At 70.0% G+C, this 23,696-nt stretch carries 18 protein-coding genes; 10 read left to right on the top strand and 8 right to left on the bottom strand.

What is annotated here, in order from left to right:
* Positions 1-30: 30 nt before the first annotated feature.
* From cobW to P7A99_RS04060, 5 genes are read left to right on the top strand one after another with little or no spacing between them, the layout of a single operon-like run.
* Complete coding sequence (gene cobW, locus P7A99_RS04080) at positions 31-1,065, top strand: cobalamin biosynthesis protein CobW (protein WP_277792665.1); 1,035 nt, start codon at positions 31-33, stop codon at positions 1,063-1,065.
* Positions 1,065-4,778, top strand: coding sequence for a cobaltochelatase subunit CobN (gene cobN, locus P7A99_RS04075; RefSeq protein ID WP_277792664.1), 3,714 nt, complete (start codon positions 1,065-1,067; stop codon positions 4,776-4,778). The genes cobW and cobN overlap by 1 nt, the downstream gene beginning before the upstream one ends.
* Positions 4,775-5,410, top strand: coding sequence for a cob(I)yrinic acid a,c-diamide adenosyltransferase (gene cobO, locus P7A99_RS04070; RefSeq protein ID WP_277792663.1), 636 nt, complete (start codon positions 4,775-4,777; stop codon positions 5,408-5,410). The genes cobN and cobO overlap by 4 nt, the downstream gene beginning before the upstream one ends.
* The gene (locus P7A99_RS04065) at positions 5,407-5,823 is read left to right on the top strand and encodes a DUF1636 domain-containing protein (protein ID WP_277792662.1); all 417 of its coding nucleotides are present in this window, start codon (positions 5,407-5,409) and stop codon (positions 5,821-5,823) included. Before cobO ends, P7A99_RS04065 begins: the two co-directional genes overlap by 4 nt.
* Positions 5,816-6,715, top strand: coding sequence for an ABC transporter substrate-binding protein (locus tag P7A99_RS04060; RefSeq protein ID WP_277792661.1), 900 nt, complete (start codon positions 5,816-5,818; stop codon positions 6,713-6,715). The genes P7A99_RS04065 and P7A99_RS04060 overlap by 8 nt, the downstream gene beginning before the upstream one ends.
* On the opposite strand, the gene P7A99_RS04055 is transcribed toward P7A99_RS04060, so the two are convergent.
* Together P7A99_RS04055 and P7A99_RS04050 are read right to left on the bottom strand one after the other, a co-directional pair.
* Complete coding sequence (locus tag P7A99_RS04055) at positions 6,712-12,888, bottom strand: MBG domain-containing protein (protein WP_277792660.1); 6,177 nt, start codon at positions 12,886-12,888, stop codon at positions 6,712-6,714. The two genes, P7A99_RS04060 and P7A99_RS04055, sit on opposite strands and share 4 nt — an antisense overlap.
* 27 nt (positions 12,889-12,915) lie before the next feature.
* A complete protein-coding gene (locus tag P7A99_RS04050) occupies positions 12,916-14,634 on the bottom strand; it encodes a ShlB/FhaC/HecB family hemolysin secretion/activation protein (protein WP_277792659.1) in 1,719 nt (572 codons plus the stop codon).
* 240 nt (positions 14,635-14,874) lie between these two features.
* On the opposite strand from P7A99_RS04050, the gene P7A99_RS04045 reads away from it, so the two are divergent.
* Positions 14,875-15,321: a hypothetical protein gene (locus P7A99_RS04045; protein WP_277792658.1), complete on the top strand. Its 447-nt coding sequence runs from the start codon at positions 14,875-14,877 to the stop codon at positions 15,319-15,321.
* Between the two features lie 22 nt (positions 15,322-15,343).
* Here the strand turns inward: P7A99_RS04045 and P7A99_RS04040 are convergent, their stop codons facing one another.
* The 6 genes from P7A99_RS04040 to P7A99_RS04015 form a co-directional block, all read right to left on the bottom strand.
* On the bottom strand, positions 15,344-15,910 hold the full coding sequence (locus tag P7A99_RS04040; protein WP_277792657.1) for a helix-turn-helix domain-containing protein: 567 nt from the start codon (positions 15,908-15,910) through the stop codon (positions 15,344-15,346).
* A gap of 120 nt (positions 15,911-16,030) precedes the next feature.
* Positions 16,031-16,450 carry a helix-turn-helix transcriptional regulator gene (locus P7A99_RS04035; protein WP_277792656.1) on the bottom strand — a complete coding sequence of 140 codons (420 nt, stop codon included), beginning with the start codon at positions 16,448-16,450 and terminating at the stop codon, positions 16,031-16,033.
* A gap of 22 nt (positions 16,451-16,472) precedes the next feature.
* Complete coding sequence (locus P7A99_RS04030) at positions 16,473-16,943, bottom strand: nuclear transport factor 2 family protein (protein ID WP_277792655.1); 471 nt, start codon at positions 16,941-16,943, stop codon at positions 16,473-16,475.
* 103 nt (positions 16,944-17,046) lie between these two features.
* On the bottom strand, positions 17,047-17,862 hold the full coding sequence (locus P7A99_RS04025; RefSeq protein WP_277792654.1) for an SDR family oxidoreductase: 816 nt from the start codon (positions 17,860-17,862) through the stop codon (positions 17,047-17,049).
* 37 nt (positions 17,863-17,899) lie between these two features.
* Complete coding sequence (locus P7A99_RS04020; protein ID WP_277792653.1) at positions 17,900-18,349, bottom strand: GlcG/HbpS family heme-binding protein; 450 nt, start codon at positions 18,347-18,349, stop codon at positions 17,900-17,902.
* Positions 18,350-18,502: 153 nt separating this feature from the next.
* Positions 18,503-18,928 carry a nuclear transport factor 2 family protein gene (locus P7A99_RS04015; RefSeq protein ID WP_277792652.1) on the bottom strand — a complete coding sequence of 142 codons (426 nt, stop codon included), beginning with the start codon at positions 18,926-18,928 and terminating at the stop codon, positions 18,503-18,505.
* Between the two features lie 305 nt (positions 18,929-19,233).
* Here P7A99_RS04015 and P7A99_RS04010 point away from each other — a divergent pair, with 305 nt between their 5' ends.
* From P7A99_RS04010 to P7A99_RS03995, 4 genes are all read left to right on the top strand, one after another.
* Complete coding sequence (locus tag P7A99_RS04010) at positions 19,234-19,845, top strand: RNA polymerase sigma factor (RefSeq protein ID WP_277792651.1); 612 nt, start codon at positions 19,234-19,236, stop codon at positions 19,843-19,845.
* Positions 19,845-20,885, top strand: a complete 1,041-nt coding sequence (locus tag P7A99_RS04005) for a FecR family protein (protein ID WP_277792650.1) — start codon at positions 19,845-19,847, stop codon at positions 20,883-20,885. The genes P7A99_RS04010 and P7A99_RS04005 overlap by 1 nt, the downstream gene beginning before the upstream one ends.
* A 75-nt stretch (positions 20,886-20,960) precedes the next feature.
* Positions 20,961-21,464: a winged helix-turn-helix domain-containing protein gene (locus tag P7A99_RS04000; protein ID WP_277792649.1), complete on the top strand. Its 504-nt coding sequence runs from the start codon at positions 20,961-20,963 to the stop codon at positions 21,462-21,464.
* Positions 21,465-21,828: 364 nt separating this feature from the next.
* Positions 21,829-23,649 carry an ABC transporter ATP-binding protein gene (locus tag P7A99_RS03995; protein WP_277792648.1) on the top strand — a complete coding sequence of 607 codons (1,821 nt, stop codon included), beginning with the start codon at positions 21,829-21,831 and terminating at the stop codon, positions 23,647-23,649.
* Positions 23,650-23,696: the final 47 nt, after the last annotated feature.

Genomic DNA, 23,696 nt, shown 5'->3' with positions numbered 1-23,696 from the left:
CGGTCCTCGAACCGAGGCAGGGACGACAAGATGGCCAGAATTCCGACGACCGTGGTGACCGGCTTCCTTGGAGCGGGCAAGACCACCCTGATCCGCCACCTTCTGGAGAACGCCGGCGGACGGCGCCTCGCCGTGGTCGTCAATGAGTTCGGCGACGTCGGCATCGACGGCGAGATCCTGCGCGGCTGCGGCGTCGAGGGCTGCGCCGACGAGGACATCCTGGAGCTGGCCAACGGCTGCATCTGCTGCACCGTGGCCGACGACTTCCTGCCCACGCTGCAGAAGCTGATCGACCGCCCCAACCCGCCCGAGCACATCCTCATCGAGACCTCGGGCCTGGCCTTGCCCAAGCCGCTGGTGAAGGCCTTCACCTGGCCGGAGGTGCGCACCCGCGCCACGGTCGACGGGGTGATCGCCATGATCGACGCCGACGCGGTGGCCGCCGGCCGCTTCGCTCACGACGAGGCCGCCCTGGCCAAGGCCCGCGAGGCCGATCCGACGCTGGACCACGACACGCCGCTGGAAGAGCTGTTCGAAGACCAGCTGGGCTGCGCCGACCTGGTGATCCTCAACAAGACCGACCTCGTCGATGCGCCGGCCCTGGCGCGGGTCGAGAGCGAGCTGCGCGAGCACCTGCGCCCGGGCGTCAAGATCGTCCACGCGGCCCAGGGCGCGCTGGACCCGGCCATTCTGCTGGGCCTGGGCGTCGCCGCAGAGGATGATCTCGACAGCCGCGTCTCGCATCACGACGGCGAGGACGACCACGATCACGACGACTTCGACAGCTTCGTCGTGCGCGGCGGCCCGGTCGGCGACGTCGACGCCCTGGCGGCGGGCCTGACCACCGCCCTGGTCAGCCACGACATCCTGCGCCTGAAGGGCGTGGTCGCCGTCGAGGGCAAGCCGGCGCGCCTGATCGTCCAGGCGGTCGGCCCGCGCATCCAGACCTATTTCGACCGGCCCTGGCGCGAGGGCGAGGCTCGGGCCTCGTCGCTGGTGGTCATCGGCGAGAAGGGCATCGATCGCGACGCCATCACCCCGATGGTCGAGGCGGCGCTGGCCTGATGCATCTGCTTGCGGTCCAGCCGGGGCAGGTCCTCGACGGCGAGGAGGCGGTCGACCTGGGGCAGAGCCCCGGCGAGATCGTCGTCCTGTCGGCCGCCGACAGCGACCTGGCATGCCTGTCCCAGGCCCTGGCCGGACTGCCCGACGACTTCCCGACCGTCCGCCTGGCCAACCTGCTACGCCTCAAGCATCCGCTGTCGGTCGACCTCTATGTGGAGAGCGTGGTCGAAAAAGCGCGGATCGTGGTCGCGCGTCTGGTCGGCGGACGGGCCTACTGGCCCTACGGCCTGGATGAGATCGCCGCCGCGTGCCGCCGACGCGGAACGCTCTTCGTGGCCCTGCTCGACGAGGAAGCGCCCGGAGCGGCGGGCGGCGAGGGGCGGGCGGCCTCGGTCGCGCCGCCGGAGGTGTGCGAGCGGATCTTCGCCTATCTGCGCCAGGGCGGCGTGGTCAACGCCCGCAACCTGCTGCTCTACGCCGCCGATATGATCGGACGGCCGCACGGGGCCTGGAGCGAGCCCGCGCCGCTGCTGGACGCCGGCTTCTACTGGCCGGGCCGAAGAGTGACGGATCTGGCGGGCCTTCGCGCGGACTGGTCGCCGCAGCGGCCCAAGGCCGCTCTGGTCTTCTATCGAGCCCTGGTGGCGGCGGGCACGACCCAGACCGTCGACGCCCATATCGAGGCCCTGGTCGCCCGCGGCTTCGACGTGGCCCCGATCTTCGTCCAGAGCCTGAAGAACGCCTTCGCGGCGGGTCTGGTCGGCGAGACCTTCGCGGCGATCGCGCCTGACGTGGTGCTGAACGCCACGGCCTTCGCGGTGTCCAATCCCGGCGACGACCGCCGGGCCAGCCCGCTGGAGACCGGACAGGCGGTCGTTCTGCAACTGGTGTTCGCCGGCCTCGATCGCGCGGCCTGGGAGGACAGCCCGCGTGGCCTGGGCGCGCGGGACCTGGCCATGAATGTCGCGCTGCCGGAGCTGGACGGCCGAGTCCTGGCCGGCGCCACGGCCTTCAAGGCGGCCCTGCGCCACGACCCCCGCACCGAGTGCGACGTGGTCAGTCACGCGCCAGCGCACGATCGCATCGCTTTCGCCGCCGACCTGGCGCGAGGCTGGGCCGACCTGCGCCGGGCGCCGACCAGCGAGCGACGCGTCGCCCTGGTGATGGCCAACTATCCCAACCGGGACTCGCGCCTGGGCAACGGCGTGGGCCTGGACACGCCCGCCAGCGTCACGGCGATCCTGGAGGCCATGGCGGCGGCGGGCTATGGCCTGGAGGGGGCGCCAGAGACGAGCGCGGCGCTGATGGACCGGCTGCGGGCCGGGGTCACCAACGCCGCCGTCGCCGGTCGGACCGCCGGGCCGAAGCTGTCGCTGACCCAGTACGCCGCCTTCTTCTCGACCTTGCCGGAGACGGTCCGTGCGGCGGTCACGGCGCGTTGGGGCGGCCCCGAGCAGGACCCGGCCTTTGTCGACGGTGGTTTCGAGCTGCCGCTGCACGTGTTCGGCCAGGTCGTGGTCGGGGTGCAGCCGGCGCGCGGCTACAACATCGATCCGAAGTCGACCTATCACGACCCCGACCTTGTTCCGCCGCACAACTATCTGGCCTTCTACGCTTGGCTGCGGACCGTGTTCGCCGCCCACGCGGTGGTTCATGTCGGCAAGCACGGCAATCTCGAATGGCTGCCCGGCAAGGCTTTGGCTCTGTCTGAGGCCTGTTTCCCCCAGGCGATCGCCGGGCCGGTCCCTCAGCTCTATCCGTTCATCGTCAACGATCCGGGCGAGGGCACGCAGGCCAAGCGCCGGATCGGCGCGGTGATCGTCGACCACCTGACCCCGCCGCTGACCCGGGCCGAGAGCTATGGCCCGCTGAAGGCGCTCGAAGCGCTGGTCGACGAGTACTACGAGGCCGCGGGCCTGGATCCGCGCCGCCTCAAGCCCTTGCGGGAGGAGATCCTGGCGCTGGCGGCCAGCCAGGGGCTGGACGTCGACTGCGGCATGGATCTGGCCGACGCCGACCAGGCCCTGTCCGCGCTCGACAACTATCTGTGCGACCTGAAGGAGATGCAGATCCGCGACGGCCTGCACGTCTTCGGTATCTCTCCCGGCGGGCGTCTGCGCGATGATCTGATCGTGGCGCTGGCCCGTACGCCGCGCGGGCTGGGCAAGGGGCGCGAGGGCTCGCTGCTGCGGGCGCTGGCCGACGACCTGGGTCTGGCCTTCGATCCGCTGGACGCCCGGCTGGGCGAGGCCTGGACGGGAAGCAGGCCCCAGGCCCTGGCGAGCCTGTCGTCCGACGCCTGGCGAACGACAGGCGACACGGTGGAGCGCCTGGAGCTGCTGGCTTCGAGCCTGGTCGCCGGGGACGACGCCGATCCGGCATGGGTCCGCGCCGCCGCGGTGCTGGAAGAAGTTCGCGAGCGCCTGGGGCCGCGCGTCGACGCCTGCGGCGAAGCCGAGATGGCGGCGCTGCTGACGGGCCTTGCCGGCCGCTTCGTCGCACCGGGGCCGTCGGGCGCGCCCACGCGCGGCCGTCCCGACGTATTGCCGACCGGGCGCAACTTCTACTCGGTCGACACGCGCGCCGTGCCGACCCCCACGGCCTGGCGCCTGGGATGGGCCTCGGCCCAGCTGCTGGTCGAGGACCATCTGCAGCAGGTGGGCGACTATCCCAAGGCCGTCGCCTTGTCGGCCTGGGGCACGGCCAACATGAGAACGGGCGGCGACGACGTCGCCCAGGCCCTGGCCCTGATGGGCTGCCGCCCGACCTGGGAGGCGTCGACGGGACGGGTGACGGGCTTCGAAATCCTGCCGCTGGCGGTGCTGGGACGTCCTCGCGTCGACGTCACCCTGCGGATCTCGGGCTTCTTCCGCGACGCCTTCGGCCAGCAGATCGATCTGCTGGACAGCGCGGCCCGCGCGGTGATGGCGCTGGACGAAAGCGCCAAGGACAATCCCGCCGCCGCCCGCTTCCAGGCCGAGGGCGGCGACGCGGCGGCCGGGGCGCGGGTGTTCGGCTCGAAGCCCGGCGCCTATGGCGCGGGGTTGCAGGCGATGTTCGACGAAAAGCTCTGGAAGGACCGGGCCGACCTGGCCGAGGCCTTCCTGGTCTGGGGCGGCTACGCCTACGGCGCGGGCGGGGAAGGGCAGGCGGCCCGGCCGCTGTTGGAGCGGCGGCTGGCGGGAGTCGACGCGGTGATCCACAATCAGGACAACCGCGAGCACGACCTGCTGGACAGTGACGACTACTACCAGTTCGAAGGCGGGCTCGCCGCGACGGTCACGCACCTGAAGGGCGAGGGGCCGCGCATCTATCACAATGACCATTCCCGTCCCGAACGGCCCGTCGTGCGCACGCTGGAGGACGAGATCGCCCGCGTCGTGCGCGCGCGCCTCGTGAACCCCAAGTGGATCGCCGGGGTCATGCGGCATGGCTACAAGGGCGCGTTCGAGATCGCCGCCAGCCTCGACTACCTGTTCGCCTTCGCGGCCACGACGGGCGCCGTGCGCGACCACCATTTCGACCTCGCCTACGAGGCCCTGCTCGCCGACGAGCAGGTCGCCGACTTCATGCGCGACGCCAATCCCGACGCCTTGCGCGAAGCCGCCGAACGCCTGCTGGAGGCCGTCGAGCGCGGCCTCTGGCGTCCCAGGTCCAACAGCGCCGCCGTGCGCCTGGCCTACCTCGCAAAGATCCAGGAGACCGCCGCATGAGCGACGCGATTTCAGACGGCGCCACCGCCGAGCACGACGTCAACGCCCGCCACAACGCCAAGATGGCCAAGATCCAGACCGCCCGCGCCAAGATGATGGCCGAACGCCAGATCGAGAAGGGCCTGCTGATCGTCAACACCGGGACCGGCAAGGGCAAGACCACGGCCGCCTTGGGCATGGTCTGCCGCGCCGTCGGGCACGGCCAGAAGGTCGCGGTCATCCAGTTCGTCAAGGGCGCGCTGAAGACCGGTGAGAAGGTGGTCTTCGACGCCTTCCCCGACCAGGTCGAGTTCAGGCCGATGGGCGAGGGGTTCACTTGGGACACCCAGGACCGCGCCCGCGACATCATGGTGGCCCGCGAGGCCTGGGACGTGGTCAAGGCGCGGATCGCCGATCCCGAGGTCGACATGGTCGTGGCCGACGAGCTCAACATCGTCCTGCGCTACGAGTACCTGCCGGTCGAGGAGGTGGTCGAGGCGATCGTCAACCGGCCCGAGGGCAAGCACGTGATCGTCACCGGCCGCAATGCGCCCCAGGCGCTGATCGACGCCGCCGACCTCGTCACCGAGATGACGCTGGTCAAGCACCCATTCCGTTCCGGCGTGAAGGCCCAGGCGGGGATCGAATTTTGACCCTGCTGCGCGACGCCGCCGACGGACCCTGTCTCGTCGTCTGCAACACCTGCCGGTTCTCGGCCGAGGAGCGGGAGGACGCCGAGGGCGTGCGCGGCGGCGCGCGCCTGGCCCAGGCGCTGCTGGCGGAAAAGGCGGCGGACGCCCGGCTGGACGGTCTGTCCATCGAAGAGATGCCGTGCCTGTTCAACTGCGGCCAGCACTGCTCGATCCACCTGCGGGCTGCCGACAAGATCGGTTACGTGCTGGGCCGGTTCGAGCCGACGGGCGAGGCGGCGCGGGCCATTCTCGACTATGCGATCGCCTACATGGCCAGCGAGGAGGGCGTCGTGCCCTACCGTCAGTGGCCCGAGGGCGTGAAGGGCCATTTCATCGTCCGCGTGCCGCCGGCCGGCAAGGTCGTCCGTGACTGACGCGATCACCCGCCGCGCCGCGACCGCCGGTCTGCTGTCGCTGACCGCAGCCGCCTTGCCGGTGCGACCGTCGCTGGACGGAGCCGCGCAACGGGTGGTCTCGATCGGCTCATGCCTCGACCTGATCCTCATGGAGGTGGCCGATCGCCGCCAGGTCGCCGCGCTGAGCCACTTTTCCCGCGATCCCGACGTCTCGATCATGGCGGCGCGGGCCCGCACCTTCCCGTTCACCCGCGAGGGCGCCGAGGAGGTCGTGGCGCTGGATCCCGACCTGGTGCTGGCCAGCAAGCGCTCGGGGCTCTACACGCGCACCGCGCTGAAGGCCCGGGGCCTGCGGGTCGAGGAGTTCGACGTTCCCAACAAGGTCGAGGACAGCCTCGACCAGATCCATCAGATCGCCGCCCTGGTCGGCCGGCCTGATCGCGGAGAAGCCGTCGTCGCCCGGGTGCGGGCCGCCATCGCCGCCGCCGCGCCCAGGCCCGACCAGCCGCGCCTGAGCGCCCTGATCTACCAGCCGGGCGGGCTGGTGGCCGGACGCGGCACCCTGGTGGGCGACATGCTGGAGCGCTGCGGCTTCGACAATTACGCCAGCCACTACGGGCTCAAGAAGTGGGGCAACGTCTCGCTGGAGGCGCTGCTGGCCGATCCGCCGACCGTGCTGCTGGCCGGATCGCGGTGGGAGGGCGCGCCCAGCTGGGCCGATCGCGTGATCTCGCATCCGGCGCTGAAAAGCCTGGAGCCGAACACCTTCCGAGGCGTCTTCCATCAGCGCCTGCTCTATTGCGGCGGGCCGGTTCTGGTGCAGACCGCCGCGGCGCTGGCCAAGGCGCGTGAGGACGCCCTGGCCTGGAACGCCGGCCGGCCCCAGGTGCTCGCCGCGTCCAGGCGCTAGGGCAGGGCGGCGACGACCTTGCCGCTTGCGGTCGAGCCGCTCTGCGCCGGACATCCCTCGCCGATGCAGGGCTGGCCCTGGGTTTCCAGGTTGAACTCCGGATCCCAGTCGAGCGTGAAGTCCGGCGACTGCGTGACGTGCTTGAGCATGACCGAGCCTTCCTGCTCGATCGACGGCACGCCCTGGATCGTGAACACTGCGCCGGCGAAGGTCAGCTCGTAGTTCGCCGACAGCGCAAGGGTTCCCCGCGTGATCGCATAGCCACCGGGCGTTTCTCCGCTGGCGCGGGTGAGCGCTCCGGTGAACGCGTCGCCGGCGACCAGCGCGCCCGCCGTGATGCGATAGCCGAAGATGGGGTCAGGCTGACCGAACGGCTTGGAGCCAAGGTCGGCCGTGACGGTCACCTGCCGGGGATCGATGCGCAGCGAACCTGAGCTGTAGGCGAAGCGGTAGTTGAGGTCCGAGGTCAGGTTCCCGCTCGCGGACAGCGCGTAGGTCCCGGCGTTGGCGCTGGTGGCGCCCGAGGCCAGCGCCGAGCCCGACCAGGCGTCGGCGGCGGCGTCGCCGTTGATCAGGCCGGTGATCGCCGTCGAGATCGACGGAACGCCGCCGTTATAGGTCACGACCAGGCTGACCGGCGTCACCGACAGGGTCGGCTGATAGGCGTAGACGAAGCGGTTTCCGGCGTTGGGCGCCAGGGCGAAGGTTCCGGTCGAGAAGTCGTAGGCCGAACCGTAGTAGGACTTGCCTGCCAGGCCGTTGAAGCTGTTGCCGGCCGTCGAGGCCGTCGGGGAGCCCTGCGCCTGGGTGTAGATCAGCCAGCGGCCGGCGGTGTTGGTTGCGCTGACGGCGTCGGCACCGCGGGCGTTGGTGAACACCCCGTCCGAGGCCAGGATCACCGCGTCGCCCGCGCCGTCGGCCACGACCCTGCCATTGGCCGTGAAGCTCATGCCGCCGTGGGAGGCCAGGGAGACGGTTCCGGTGCTTCGGACCAGGCCGTCGATCGCCAGGGCGCGATTGTCGACCAGCTTGAACAGGCCGCCCGTGTTGGTGAAGTCGCCGAGCTGGGCCACCTGGTTCGCCGCGCCGAAGTCCGCGCCGCCGACCGACGAGCCGGTCAGTCGTCCAGCGGTGATGACCCCCGCCGAGGTCTGGGCGATGGCGCCGCCGGACCGCAGGTCTACCGTCTGGCCGGTGGCGGTGACGGGGCCGCGGATATCGAAGCCGCGGATGTCGTTGAACGCGAAGCCGCCGGCGGCGACGCTGACCGTGTCCAGATGGGCCACGTCGTTGGCGCCGAGCAGGACGACGCCCGCGCCCGAAACGACGCCCAGGGTGTTGCCGCGCAGCACGCCCTGCTGTGTGATCCCCGCGGCGGCGTTCAGGGACAGCGCGCCAGTGGCGCTGATCACCCGGCCGGGCGTGGCGTCGCCCAGGCGCAGGGCGCCGGACGTCGAACCGACCCACAGGTCGCCGCTGACATCGGCCGACACCAGTCGCGTTTCGCCGCCGCCCTTGACCGTGGACGGGGCGCCCGCCGTCAACTGGCCGATCGTCAGAGCGCCGCTGGCGACCGTCACCCTGGCCGCGTTCCGAGCCGTGACGGTCGTGAGGGCCGTATCGGTGCGGTCCAGGTTGACGTCGACGTCGCCGGTCGTGCTCCCGACCTCGACGATGGTGCTCGAGCCTGCCGAGGCGACGAGATTGGCCGAGGTGGCGGCGCCGGGTGTCGTCGCGCCGAGGCTGGCGTCGCCGCCCGTGGACCGCACAAGCAGGCTGTTGGCGCCGGTTCCGGTCAGGACTGCCGCACCCAGCCTTGCCGCGCCCGTCGTGGCCGTGACCTCGATCAGGTCGGCCGCCTTGGCCGAGGCGACGTTCATGCCGCCGGCGCTGGCGTTCGCCCGGACCTGGCCGGAAGCGGCGTTCAGGGCGCCCAACTGGCCGCTGGCGGCGGTGACGCGAATGTCGCCGCTGTCGCTGGTGATGTCGCCGCCGGTGACGTCGCCCACGGCCGTGATGGTGATGTCGCCGCCGTAGGCGAGGGGCGTGCCGGTGAAATCGAAGGCGCCGGCCTTGTCGTCGATCGTCCAGGCGCCGGCCTTGGCGCCCAGCGGCGTCAGAGCCGCGGCCGAGAAACCGCCGCCGCTGAGAACGTAGTCGCCGCCGACCGTGACGCTGGTGGCCACGTTCACCAGACCGGTTCCGCCGTCCAGGGTCACCGAGCCGTCGCCGACGACCGTGTCGAGGGCGATGGCCTGGCCGATCACGCTGATGTCGCCGTCGCCCAGGCCAGCGCCGGCGCTGAGTTGGGCCTGGCCGAGCACCGCGCCGTCCTGGGCGGCGATGGTCAGCTTGCGATCGGCGTGGATCGCTGCCACGCCCAGGTCGAGGTCGCCGAGCGTGTCGGTGATCGTCACATCGCGGATCACGCCGTTGAACAGGGTCGGGGTCAGGGCGTCGCCCAGGAAACCCTGGGCGGTGATCGTGTAGTCGCCGCCGCTGGTGACCGTGGAACCGGTTTCCAGTGTGCCGCCCATGGCTTCGATCGAGATGTTGTAGGCGGCGATCTCGCCGATCTTCAGGTCGCCGGTCTTCTGCACGACGGTGGCGCTGCCGTCGATCGCCGCGCCGACGAGTGCGACGCCATTGGTGGCCGAGTTGATGTTCACCACGGCGTCGCCGTCGTAGGAAATGACATTCAGCCCACCCAGGCCGCCGCTGGCGGCGTTGGTGTCGACATAGTTGGCGGTGGTGATCGAGGCCTTGTCGTCGGCCCCGAAGGTGGCGGTCCCTGCGCCGGCGGCGACAACGGCGACGCCGTCGGGGGCCTCGGCGCCGCGCAGGGCGGCGTCGCCGTAGAGCGAGATCACCTGCACGGTCGATCCAGCCTTGGCCAATCGCACCGTCGCGTCGCCGTTGAGCGCGCCAACGGTGAGGGCCTGGGCGGCTGTGAGCTCGCCTACATTCACCGCGTCGCCGATCAGGTCGAGATCACCGTCGCTTGAGATCAGGCTGGCCAGACTGCCGTCCAACAGGCCGTCGGTCTGGATGGTGACCCCGCTTGCGCCGTGCGCGGAGCCGGTGATCGTCAGGTCGCCGCCTTCGCCGTAGAGGTCCAGATAGCCGTTGGCGGCGGTGGCTGTTCCGATGGTCATCGCGCCGCCAAGCACCTCGATGGTCGCATCGCCCGTTCGGGCCGTGATCGTACCGAAGGTTGCCGGGCCGCTCATGATCCGCGCGGACGCGGACTCGCCTTCGAGAAGGTCGATCGCGGCGCTCGCATCGAGATGAGCCATGGCTTCGCCGTTGATCGACTTGATCTGGGCCGTCCCCGTGCCGCCGCCCGAGCGGGTGAATAGGTTGTCGCTGGTGATCGCAAGATAGTCGGGGTCACCCAGCACGGCGTCGCCGGCGGCGGTGATGCTGAGGTCGCGGCCCGAACCCACGCCGGTCAGGTCGGCCTTGCGCAGGATGGCCTGGCCGCCGGAGGATTGCATGGTGATGTCGTCGCCGGCCGCCGCCGAGGCGAGATCGATGTCGCCCGCCGCCATTACCGTGACGTCGCCGCCGGCGGTCAGGTCGTAGGCGCTGGTCAGGATGTCGTAGGACTCCAGCCGCAGATTGCCCGTGGCGGTGAGGGCGCTGCCCAGCACCAGGCCGCCGTCGGTGTCGATGATCGTCAGGTTGCGGATCGTTCCGCTGGGGTTCAGCGCCGCGCCCGCCCAGTCTCGCGCCTGAGCGGTGTAGTCGCCGCCGCCCAGGGTGACGTTGGTGGCGTTGATCGTGCCGTTCGTCGCGTCGAGGTAGGCGCTGAAGCCCTCGATGACGCCGACGTCGAAGCCGCCATCGACGCGGATCCAGGCCGTGCCGACCGTGTTGCTGGCGGTCACCGAGGTCAGGCCGCCGCCGGTCAGGCTATCCAGGAACACCACGGCGTCGCCGCCCGATGAGGCGACGTTGATTGTCCCGACGCCGCCCGTGCGGCTGACGCGATCGGAAGCGCCGATGCTCAACGGGGTGTCGGCGCCCAGGATCGCCGCTCCCGTGGCCGAGATCGTGAGGTCTCCGCCGCCCGTCATCGAGGCGCTGCGCAGGGTCGCTCTGCCGGACAGCGCCTGGACGAGGGCCGATCCGCCGGACGACAGGGAAATGGCCGCGACGTCGCCCGTGGTCGCCGTCAGGGTGGCGTCGCCGCCGGCGGAGAGGAGCCCGCCAGCGCCGGTGTTGGCGATCAGGCCGGTCTCGCCTGTCAGAACAAGGTTGCGCGTCGCGACGACTTGGGTCGAGGCGTTCACGGTCAAGTCGCCGGCCGTGGTGGTGACGGTGATGTCCCGCCCAGCGACATCGCCGGCGACGGTCAGGGCCTTGGCGTTGTTCAGCAACACGTCGCCGGTGAGCGTCTGAACGTTGCCGGCCTGGTCGATCATGTTGTCGCCGCCCAGGCTGACGCCCATGGCGGCGTTGGCGGTCAGCGAGCTGGCGGTGACCACGCCGGCGGTCTGGTTCACCTCGCCGGTGGCCGACGTCAGTGAAGCCGCGCCGGCAGCGCTGTAGTTCCCGGTCAGCGCCAGATCGCCGCCGCCCGTCCAGGTGAGGTTCCGGGTCGAGGAAGCCGAGCCCAGCGTCGCGCCGGTGCTTCCCTCGATCAGGATGTCGCCGGCCGTGCCGCCCCCGCCCTGGGTGACGGCCGAGCCGACAGTTACCGCGCCGGTCGTCGATCTGGCCGTGACATGGGCGTCATCTGCGGCGCCCACGCCGGTCGATTTCAAGGTGGCGGCCGAAGCCAGCACGTCGCCGCCGGTGGCGGTGACTTCCAGGTCGTCGCCTGCCGTGGCCGAGGTGGTGATCGTGGCCGAGCCGTTGGAGGCCGTCAGGGTGATGTCGCGGGCGGCGGTCGCGTTGTTCACGCCGATGCTCGCGCCGCTCATCGTCAGGTCGCGACTGGAGACGCCGGTGGTCAGGGTCGCCGAGGTCGCGCCGCTGACCGTGATGTCGCCGGCCTTGGAGCCGGTCCCCTGGGTCAGCAGCGTGCCGCCCGAAGCCGAGCCGTTGGTCGAGCGGATCAGGATGTGGCTGTCGTCGGCGCCCGTGCCGCTGGTCTTGATGTAGGCCCCGCCGGCCGTGACGTTGCCGTCGGCGGTGATCTCGACGTCGTCGCCGGCGAAGATCCGGTTGGTCACATAGGCCTGGGTCGTGCCGGTGACGTAGACGCTGCCGATCGCGTCGACGGTGCTCAGGAACACCTGCGGCGCGCTCAGCGTGAGGTCGCCCGCCGAATCGCCGAGCGTCAGCGAGGCCGATCCGTTGCTGGTGATCAGGATGTCGCCGGAGGTCGTGGTGGTGGCCGCGCCGACCGAACTGTTGTTTGCCGAAGAGACCGTGACGCCGGTCGCGCCGGTGATCTGGGTCACGGTCGCGCCGGGGCCGCCGGCGGTGACCGTAGCCGCGCCGCTGGTGGTGGTTACCTCAGAGGCGGTGATCGAGCCGGACGTCGTGCTCACCAGAGCCGTCGCGCCATACACCGTCTGCACGCTGAGGGCGCCGCTGCTTGCGCTGAGCAGGACGTTGCCGGCCGCATCGATCGAGGCGCTGGTCGCAGAACTCAGCGTGTTCATTCGGATCATGGCGTTCGACGCGGCGCGCAGGACGGCGGTCGGATCTGCGGCGTTGACGAAGTTGGCGTCGATCAGGCCTGTGCCGCCGGCGAATACGAACCCGCCGGCGCTCATGGTGGCGCCCGGCGAGACGATCACGCCCTGCGGTGAATAGAACCAGATGTTCCCGCCGGTCGCCGCGCCGACCTTGCCGGTCACCGTGCCGCCGTTGTCGATGGCGATCTGGCTGGTGGTCTTGTTCAGCACGATGTCGCTGGCGGCGTTGAACAGGAAGTCCATCGTGTCGCCGTTGCTGACGTGCAGGCTGGACCAGTTGATCACCGTCCGGGACGCATTCAGCTGAATCTGCAGGGTGATGGCGTCGGGATAGCTGATCACCGGCTGCGAGCCGCCCGAGGAGACCGTGATGTCACCGGCCCCGGGAATGGTCGGCAGGGTCTGGGCGAGAGCTGGCTCGACCAGCATGGCGGCGACGCCGCACAGGGCCGAGGCCGCCAGCAGTTTCGTCCGACGCTGGGGACGCGAGGCGGTGCGGGGAAGGGTCGGGGACTGGGTCATGGAGAACGCTCCGGAGACTTCAGCGAACTAGAAAAGGGCGGCGGACAGCGAGACGAGCACGCGCGAGGACGGCGCATCGCCGACGCCGAAGGGGCTGTCGAACGGCTTGGCCCAGGTGAGGTCGACCGCAACGCGCGAGGTCAGCTGGGCGCGGACCCCGACCCCGGCCGAGGTCAGGTCGAGCTTGCCGGCGCCGATCCCCAGATTGGTCAGCTCGGCGAGATCGTAGAAGGCGTAGGGACGCCAGGCCGCGCGGCCGCCCCGGATAGGCAGGGGGACCGTGCTGAGCTCCAGCGAGGCCGCCAGGGCCCGGTCGCCGGCCGCCGCCGACGGGTCGTAGCCGCGTCCGATCGTAAGGTTGCCGATACCGTATTCTTCGTAGGACAGCAGCGGGTCGTCCGTGTGTTGCCACAGGACGTTCAGCTTGCCGATCACAGGTCCGGCCAGGCGTCCGCCGATCTCGCCCTCGGTGCGCATCACGGTGGCTTTCGGCTTGCCCAGGAAGCGTGAGGCCGATAGGTCGCCATAGCGGCTGGCGCCCAGGCCGTTGCTGCCTTGGCGCAGTTCGAAAACGCCGGTCATGGCCACCGAATGAGCGGCCAGGCTGGCCGGCGCGTAGTGGCCGTCCAGGCGCAGGAAGAACACCCGCAGGTGGTCCTCGGTCAGGGTGGCCAGGCCGCCGCCGAACTCCACCTTCTGATCGATCCAGTCGAGGCCGACGCCGATGTTGAGGTTGCGGTTGCGGTGGCGAACCAGCGGATAGGTCAGGCGGACGTTGCCGGCGAAGGATTCGCCTTCCAGGTCCAGCGGCTTGAGGATGTCGCCCGGCTTGGTCCAGCCCCAGGCGCCCGACAGGTCGGCCGTCAGGCCGTCGCCGCCGATGAAGAACCGCTCGGCCACCTGGATGACCCGCTGCTCGTCGCTCGACAGCGTGCCGTAGCCGAGGATCGACGTGCGCTCGCCCAGCGGCGTGAAGCCGTTGAGGTCCAGACGGGCCAGGGTCAGGTCGCGTCCCACGGTCTTGGAGCCGTAGTTCTGGGAGGCCACCGACCCGTCGACGGCGTCGCGACTGATGGCGACCTCCAGGTCCATCGCGCCCTGGCCGTGCGGCGAGGGCTTGAGCGCCGACTGGATACGCACGCCCGGCACGTCCGACGCCAGCAGCAGGTAGCGCTGGGCGACGTCGAGGTCGAACGGCGCCATGCCGCGCAGATGGTCGAGGAACCGTACGACCTGCTTTTGGGCCGGGCCCGCGTCGCCGTGATAGTTGACCGAAACGATCCGCGCCTCGACCACGGCCAGGGTCAGGCGGCCGTCGGCTATCCGCTGTTCGGGAATGACCACGTTGGCCAGCACGCCGCGCCGCAGATACAGGGCCGCGACGCGGTCGCGGATGTCGCAGGCTACGCTGAGCGGGGCTTCGCGGCCGATGAACTCGGCGTAGGTCGAGGCCAGGGCCTGGTCCGACAGCGCCAGCGGCGTGGTGGTCCCACCCTGGAAATCCACGGCCTTGAGCGTGATCTTGATGGGGCTGTCGCGGAAGGCGCAGGGGCCGGCCTGTACGCCCTTGAACAGGTCGCCGCGCGGCGCGGCCGCGATCGGCGCCGCGTTGGCCGGGTCGAGCTGTTGACGGGAGGGCAGGGCGACCTGGGCGGCCGCAGGGGACGGCGCCAGCAGCGCCGCGCTCAGACATGCAGCCGCGCTCGCGCCCATGACGGCGCGCGGCATCGTAACCAGGATTTTCAAGCCCCACCCCTCCGGCCTGCGAGCGCGACACCGCTCACTCAACCCAACATTATTACGCTCTAAAAACGGGTAATGTAACGCTGGTCTGCGATAGGGTAGCTTTTTGTGTCGGCCGCCTCACCGATCGCAGATGCCCAGATTGAGCGCTTCGCAGCGGCAGGCTGGTCGATCACCGAACGCAGGCGACAGCGCACGGGGGCGTCCTGCCGCTAGGCTGGCGCCATGGACGAGAACCCATTCATGCTGTTGAGCCTGATAGGCGGCCCAGCGATCCTGACCAACGCCTGCGCGACCATGCAGAACAGCGCCACCATCCGCTACAGCCTGGCCATCGCCCAGTGGCGCGAGTTCCGCGCCTCGATCGTCGCCAGCGACGACCTGATCAGCCGGCATTTCGCCGACGGCCAGGCCGCCCAGCATCTGGCGGCTCGGCGCATCCGGCGACTGCTGCTCGGCCTGGACCTGCTCTATGCGGCCGCCGGCCTGTTCGGCGCATCGGCCCTAATGGGCTTGGCCGGCGCCATCCTCGCCGCTGCCCCCGCCGGCATGGACGTGCCGGTGGGACTCGTCGCGGGCGTCGGCGGCGTCGGGGTTCTGGCCCTGCTGGCCGCACTGACCATGTTCGTACTGGAAAGCCGCTGCGCCCGCCGGCTGATGGCGCTGCAGCTTCGGATGCAGGTGCACTGACGCGCGCCCGCCGTCCGGCGGATCAGGACAGGTGCGCACCGCGTCCGCTGCGTCGCCAGCGATGCGGCGGCAGGCCGACGAGGGCGCTGAACACCCGGGTGAAGTGGGCCTGATCGGAAAACCCGCAGGCGCCGGAGATCTGCGCCAGGCTGGTCGACGAGTCACGCAGCATCTGCTTGGCGTGCTCGATCCGGCGATTGCGGACATAGGCGCCGGCCGTGACGCCCTGGCTTTGGCGGAAGGCGCGCGAGAAATAGCTGGTCGACAGGTTCGCCTGCCGCGCCAGTTCCGGAATGGTTATGGCCCGATCGATGTGACGCTCCACGTGGGCGAGCACCCGGCGCAGCTGCCACGGCGCCAGGGGCGAGTCTCCGGAGGGAACGCAGTCCTGCTGGCCCAGCACGAACCGGGCGCGGTCGAGTACGGCCTTCACCGCAGGGCTGGGGCGGCCCAGCTCGTCGGCAAGAGCCATCACGGCGCGGGCCAGGCTGAACATTTCGGCGCGCACGGCTTCGGAGCCGGCCTCGGCCAGGTCGACGTCGACCATGAGGTGTTGCTGCTGCACGGCGGCCTCCGGGGCGTTCAGCATGGAGAATGCGAAAGCTTGGCCCGCGGACGGGCGGTTGTCGCATTAAGCGGTGGGAAGAAAGGTAAAACCGCGTGTTGACGGCCTTGCTTTGCGTCGATGGGCCACCACTGGGCGGCGATTTCAATCGCACAGGGTTTTCGGGTGGTCGCCGGCGTTCGTCGCGAGCCGAAACCGGCTGGGGGTCTCACGGAAGACCCGGCGGAAGGCATGGGTGAAGGCCGATGGAGTCTGATAGCCGACGGCCAGGGCGATTTCGGTGATGCGCAGGGGCGTGCTGCGGATCAGCTGGCGCGCACGCCTAAGACGCAGCGCGGTCAGCCATTCGCCCGGGGTGAAGCCCGTGGTCTGGCGAAAGGCGGTGCAGAAGTGGCAGCGGCTGAGCGCCACCTCGGCGGCCAGGGCCTCCAGGGCGAGGTCGCCGCCATAGTGCGCTTCCATGTGGCGCAGGGCCTTTTGCAGTCGCCAGCCTGGCAGGCCGCCGCGGCGCAAGGCGCGCGGGGAGACGCCGCGGCCGTCGGCGAGCGCGTCGATGGCCCGCATGGCGCCGCCGACGCCCGCGCACTCAGAAGCCCAGGTCGCTGAGGCCGGCATGGTCATCGGGACGGCGGCCCAGCGGCCAGTGAAAGCGGCGTTCGGACTCGGCGATCGGGGCGTCGTTGATGCAGGCCAGCCGCCAGCGCATCAGGCCGTCCGGGCCGAACTCCCAGTTCTCGTTGCCGTAGGAACGGAACCAGTTGCCGCTGTCGTCGCGCCATTCATAGGCGAAGCGGACGGCGATCCGGTTGTCGTTGAAGGCCCAGAGCTCCTTGATGAGGCGATAGTCGAGCTCGCGGGTCCATTTGCGCGTCAGGAAGGCGATGATCGCCTCGCGCCCCTGCAGGAATTCCGAGCGGTTACGCCAGACGCTGCCCGGCGTGTAGGCCAGGGCCACGCGGGCCGGGTCGCGGCTGTTCCAGCCGTCCTCGGCCAGACGGACCTTCTCGATGGCGGCGTCCAGGTTGAACGGGGGCAGGGGCGGGCGCGGGGCGTCCATGGCGATCTCCAGCAGAAAATTGGAAGGGGCCTGGACCGGCCGGGCTAGCGGGGAGGGGGCCGGTCCAGGCGAGGGACGGGCGAACCCGTCCCTGTCTCGCGGCCTAGATCTGGTTTTCCCAGGCGGCCAGCTGATGGTTCTTCAGCATGTCCTCGATGACCTTGGGCACCACGTTGCGGAACTTGCCGGTGTCGGCCGGGACGATCTCGATCATCCGGTCGATCATCTCCTCGGCGTCCATCTTGCCTTCCGGGGTGGCGAAGAAGTCGTCGAAGCCCTTTCGCAGATCGGCCCGTTTGGTGAAGTTCTTGTCGTCGTCCAGCCAGCGGAACGGGTTGTCGGCCATGGTCTCGTTGTAGCCGGTGTAGTAGGCGCCCGGATTGATGGTCTGGATCTTGACGCCGTAGGCCGCCAGCTCCTGCTGGAGCGCTTCGGCGATCGACTCCAGGGCGTGTTTGGTCGAGACGTAGGTGCCCCAGTTGGCCGGGGTGAAGAGGCCGCCCATCGACGAGGTGAACACCACCTTCTTGCCCTGGCTCTTGCCCTCGCGAACCCACTTCTGGACCACGCCCTGGGTCAGGGTCAGCGGAAGGAAGACGTTGACCTCGAAGTTCCTGCGGACCAGGTCGACCGGGATCTCCCAGACCGGTCCGGCCTCGCCCATGCCGGCGTTGTTCCACAGCACGTCGAAGTCCAGGCCGACGGCCTGCCGGATGTCGTAGGGGTCGCTCAGGTCGAGGCGATAGACCTTGATGCGATCGGCCAGCCCCAGCTTCTCGACCTCTTCGCGCAGGGGCGTCACCTGTGAGGCCACGTGCGCGGTGGCGATGACGTCGTGGCCGTTCCTGGCCATGCCGATGGCCGCGCCCTTGCCGAAGCCCGTGGCGGCGCCGGTGACGAGAATGGTCTTCTTGCTCATGAGTAACGTCCTTCTCGGTTCATGCTTGGAGGGAAGTTCAGAGGGCCTGGGCGGCGAAGGCCGCGAAGCCGGCCTGGGCGACGGCGACGTCCTGGTCGATCGAGCCGCCGGAAACGCCCAGGGCGCCGATCAGCACGCCGCCGACGTCGCGCAGCGGGATCCCGCCGCCGTAGGGCGCCAGGCCGCCGTTGGTCAGCTCCAGCCCCGGGGCGGGCGCGCCCGGCTTGCAGTAGTCCCACACCGCCTGGCTTTCGGCGCCGAACAGCACCGCGGTCCTGGCCTTGCGGGTGGCGATGTCGATCGAGCCGAGCACTGCGCCGTCCATGCGCTTGAAGGCCTTGAGGTGGCCGCCGTCGTCGAGCACGGCGACGATGACGGGCAGGCCCAGTTCACGGGCCTTGGCCTCGGCGCCGTCGATGACGGCCTGGGCGTTGCTGGAGTTGAGCGGCATGGCGGCGAGATCCTCGTTGGTGACCTGAGGGATCATTCGCCGCTGACCGGCCTGGCCGCACGTTCAGCGCCGCTAAACGGCGTAAAGGCTTGTAAGCGGGGCGGGGCGGGCTGTGCCCGAAACGCAGGACGCCGGCCGAGGCGAGCCGGCCGGCGTCTTCGGGTCGTGATTGTCGGCAAGAGGGCGTGGCTAGGGTTTCACCCGTCGCCACAGGTCGTTGAAGGCGATGGCGTCATAGAAGGCGTGCGCCCGAACCACCCGCCCGTCGCGCAGCTCCCAGAACCAGGCGTAGGTGTTCTGGTAGGGCTGGCCGTCCTTGGCCACGCCGGCGGCGTCGAAGAAGATGATCACCTTGTCGCCGTCGGTGGTGATCTGCCGGATCGTCGGCTTCAGCCCCTGGCTCATGCGGGCGTTGAACGGCCTGATCACCTCGGACATGAACGCCTCGCGGCTCGGATAGGCGCGCGAGGCGTCGGAGCGGCCGACGATCGTCCATGACACATCGTCGGCCAGCAGGTCGTAGGGGCCGCCGGCGCCGGCGCTCCATCTGGCGAAGGCTTCCTCGACGAGGGCGCGGTTGCGGGCTTCTAGCGCGGGGGGCGGTTGGGCGGTCATCGGGGCGTCTCCGGAGGCGTACGCCTGGCTGAGGGGAGCAAGGGCGAGCAGTCCCGCCAGCGCCAGGGGCGCAAGGCGTAGGGGGCTGGGAGGCATGGCTGGCGTCCTTATGTGCATGATCGCGTCACGCTAGACGCCCCCGTCGAAGACGGCCCGTTCTGGATCGTGAAAGCCCGTGAAGCGCGGTGAAGCCGGCGTGAACGCCCCCTCCAGACGCGCCGCGGACCTTGGGTTATATGTCGCGTGGGGAACACAAGCTCGCGGCGAGCGATCAAGCGGACGGGGAGCGGAAAAGTGATGCGGGTTTGGCGCGCCGCCGCGACCTCACGGTCATGGAGCTGGCGCCGACGGACGATTGGGAAGCGAGCGAACGCGGGGCGACCGACGTCCTGGGCGCGGTCGCGCCGCAACGCGTGAGCCAGGATCCGCTCGTCCAGCAGGCCGGGCCGTTGCGCCAGGCTCTCGCCCGCTATTTCCGCAACCGCGTGCCCGACCCGGCGGAAGTCGACGACCTGGTGCAGGAGGTGTTCACGCGCATCGCCGCGCGCGACAGCGCCGAGCCGGTGGGGCACCTGAGCGGTTTCGTATTCCAGATCGCCTCCAACGTCCTGGCCGACAGGGGGCGCCGGCGTTTCGCACGCAAGGCCGACGATCACGTCGCTTTCGATCCCGATCGCCACGCCGAGGAAGACTTCGATCCCCACAGGATACTCGCGGGCAAGGAGGCGCTGCGGGCGGCGACCCTGGCCCTGCTGGACCTGCCGTTCCGCACTCGCGAGATTTTCATTCTGCACAGGCTGGAAGGCCGCAAGTCGCGCGAGGTCGCCGCCCAGCTCGGGATTTCGGTCAGCGCCGTCGAAAAGCACATGGTTCGAGCGATTCAGCACCTGAGCAGCGTTCGAAAGAGGTCGGTCTGATGCGCGAGCTCCTGACCCTTGGTCGCCTTAAGGCGATGGATCCGTCGGAGGCGGCGGCCCTGCTGCTCTATCGGCGCGAGGACGGCGGCGGAGATATCGATGCGGCGGTGCTGGCCGACTGGCTGGCGCTTGATCCGGCTCACCAGACGGCGTGGATCCAGGCTCTGGCCGCGTGGTCCGATTTCGACGACGGCGTGGACGACGAGATCCTGGCGGCGCTGAGAGCGCAGGCCCGCAGCGCGCGCCCGCGACGCGCCAGCTGGGCGCCTCGGGCGGCGGTTGCGGCGGCGGTAGTCGTGCTGGCCGCTGGCGGCGGGCTCGGCTTGTGGCTCCAGGAGGGCGTGAAGCGTGGAAATCCCGGGACCCCGATCATCGCCCAGGCGCCGGACGCGCGTCGCGACGTTCGAGCCTACGCGGCGACGGGCGACGGACCGCAAGTCTTCCAGTTGAACGACGGCACACGCATGACCCTGGCGGCCGGCGCCGCCGCGGACGTAACCCTGGCCGAGGGCCGGCGCGATGTTCGCCTGGCGCGGGGGCGGGCGTTCTTCGACGTGGCCCATGACGCCAGGCGGCCCTTCGCTGTCCAGGCCCAGGGCCAGGAGATTTTGGCCCTGGGCACCCGCTTCGACGTGCTGCTGGCGTCGGGAGAATTGCGGGTCGTGCTGCTGGAAGGGAAGGTCTCCGTCCGCCCGGTCGGTGCGGCGGGCCAGGCGGCGTTGCTGGCGCAGGGCGAACAGTTGGTCGCCCGCGACGGCCGGCCCGCCCGCGTGTCGCCGGCCGATGTCGGGGAGGCCGTCGCCTGGCGGCAGACCTTCGTGGTGTTCGACGACGTGACGCTGGCCGAGGCCGCCCGTGAACTCAGCCTGCACGGCGCTGGCCGGCTTACCGTTCGCGATCCGGCCGTGGCCGCCCTGCGCATTCGGGGCCGGTTCAAGACCGGTGACCTGCCGCGCTTCGGCCGCTCGCTGGCGCTGCTGCACCCGGTGCGCCTGGTGCGGCGCGGGCCCGACGAATGGGAGATCGTCGCGGTGCGCTGAAGTTTTTTCGTCGGATCGGGTGCGGTTTTTTTCGCGCCGCGCGACCTCGTCATCGGACTGGACGAGGAGCTGGACATGGATGCTGCATCGACGAGGGCCGGGCTCGATCGAAGCGATTTTTCCGCCGACCGCGAGGGCGCGGGGACGATCGGCGTCGTGACGGCCTTCGGGAGCGAGCCTCTTTGTTTCCGCGACTTCAGCCTGTTGCCTGCGGCCCGCATCCTGCTGCGTGACGGCCAGGCGGTCGAGATCGGCAGCCGGGCTTTCGACCTGCTGCATGTCCTGCTTCGTTCGAGGGGCAAAGTCGTCGAGCGGGCCGAGATCATGCGCCGCGTCTGGCCGACTACCACGGTGGAAGAGAGCAATCTGCGTGTCCAGGTCTCGGCCCTGCGAAAGGCGCTCGGCGATGACCGTGAGCTGCTCAAGACCGTGCCGGGGCGCGGCTACCTGCTGGCCGTCGACGTCGCGTCGGCGGGCGAGCCCGCCCGCGGGAGCACGGCCGAGACGCTGCGCGTGCTGCTCGACGCGGCGCTCCGCGAACTTCGCGAACTGACCCGTGGGGGCGACGCCTGCCGCTGACGTTTTCGTCCGTGGAAACTTGACCGGAAACAGCCCTGAAGGGTTGCGTTGCTAGAGATTCTATTTAACGCTGTATCGCGTTATGAGTGTGGCGACGCATTGCGTTAGTCCACCGGATGTTGGGGGCGTAGATGGCGGTAGGGGCGGGTCCATCCGAGGTGTTCCGTCGGGATCGGCTATCCGCTCATCTGCCGCGCTTGGCGTCGCCGGCGTAGGCGGACGATCGCTCCAGGCGCCGAGCGCGATCCGCGCTTGGCAAGCGCCATAGCCCGCCAAGACCTCAATCCTCAGCAGCCTGGCTGCGCCGTATGGGCGTGTGGTCTCACACCGCCCGGGCGCGGCTCAATTGATACCGGTTTCCACAGTGTCAGTATCTTCTACCACCGACGATCCGACTGCGGCGCCTCGTGAGCGGGACCGCCGATCGTGGCGCATCTTCTCGCGTCTGTGGCGCGAGGAGCTCGGGCGCCACTGGGGCGCTCTGCTGGCCGCGCTGTCGTGCATGATCGCGGTGGCGATCGCCAGTTCGTCCCAGACCTATCTCATGGGGCCGCTGATCGACCGGGTGTTCGTCGCTCGCGATGGACGGATGCTGTGGGCCATCGCGGCCGGCATCCTGGTGATCTTCGCGGTCAGGAGCCTGGCGCGATACCTTCAGGAAGTCCTGCTGGTCGCCGTCGGCCAGAAGATCGTCGCCAACCTTCAGGCCCGCCTGTTCCGCAAGGTGATGGAACATGATCTGGACGACTTCCGCTCTCGTTCGACCGGCGCGCTGACCTCGGCCTTCATCTACGACGCCAACATGGTCCGGGCGGCGGTCTGTGACGTCTTCCTGACGGCCGGGAAGGACTCGCTGACGATCATCACCATGATCGGCCTGATGTTCTTCACCGATTGGCGCATGGCGCTGATGTGTCTGGCGCTGCCGGTGATGGCGATCGCGCCGATGCGTTATCTGGGGCGCAAGGTCCGCCAGATCTCGCTGCGCACCCAGGTCGAGACTGGCATGCTGACCGAGGCGCTGACCGGCGCCGTCCAGGGCGTGCGGACGGTGAAGGCCTACAATCTCGAAGGTCGCCTGCAGGCCGAGGCCGACGCGCGAATGACGTCGTTGGCCCGGCTGGTGACCAGGAACGCCTGGGTGGGAGGCGCCATCCTGCCGGTCGTCGACGGCCTGGGCGGTCTTGCGGTCGCCCTGGTGATCCTGTTCGGCGGCGGCCAGGTGATCGCCGGCGCCATGACGCCCGGAGAGCTGGTGGTGTTCATCGGCGCTATCGTCGGCGCCTATGCGCCGATCCCGTCGCTGTCGAAGGTGAACGTCACGCTCCAGACGGGGCTTGCGGCGGCCGAGCGGGTGTTCGCGCTGACGGACCGTCCGGTGCGGCAACTGTCGTCTGAAGCGGCGCCGGCCTTGCCGAGGATCTCGGGGGCCGTGCGGTTCGAAGGTGTCGGCTTCAGCTACGGCGAGGACGGAGCCAGGGTGCTGCGCGACGTCGATCTGGTCGCGCCGGCGGGCAAGGTCACCGCACTGGTGGGACGCACGGGCGCGGGCAAGAGCACGCTGCTGAACCTGATCCTGCGCTTCCACGACCCGGACGAGGGCAGGGTGCTGGTCAATGGCGCGGACGTACGCACGGTCAACCTGGCCTCGCTGCGCGATGCCGTGGCGGTGGTCAGCCAGGAGGCGACGCTGTTCGACGGCACGATCGCCGACAACATCCGGCTGGGACGCCTGGAGGCCAGTGCCGAGGAGGTGGCCGACGCGGCCCTGGCCGCCGGGGTGCTGGATTTCGCCGCCGCCTTGCCCGATGGGCTGGAGACGCGCGTGGGCGAGCAGGGAACGGGCCTGTCGGGCGGCCAGCGCCAGAGGGTGGCCATCGCCCGGGCGCTGCTGAAGGACGCACCGATCCTGCTGCTGGACGAGGCCACCAGCGCCCAGGACGCGCAGTCCGAGCGCGACATCCAGGCGGCGCTGCGTCGGCTGATGGCGGGACGGACGACGATCGTGGCGGCCCACAGGCTGTCGACCGTGCGCGAGGCCGATGTGATCCACGTGCTGGAGGAGGGCGAGCTGGTCGAAAGCGGTTCGCACGAGGCCCTGCTCGCCGAGGGCGGCCTCTATGCCCGCCTGAACGCCCTGCACGGACCCGCCGGCGCGCTCGCTCCCGCCATGCTCACCAACTGAACCTTCGCAAAGCCAAGCCAGGACGATGCTAGATATGGCCTTCGGCG

Source organism: Caulobacter endophyticus, assembly GCF_029543245.1.
In the GTDB taxonomy this organism is placed as follows: Bacteria; Pseudomonadota; Alphaproteobacteria; order Caulobacterales; family Caulobacteraceae; genus Caulobacter; species Caulobacter endophyticus_A.
This window is presented reverse-complemented; position numbering and strand designations above follow the sequence as displayed.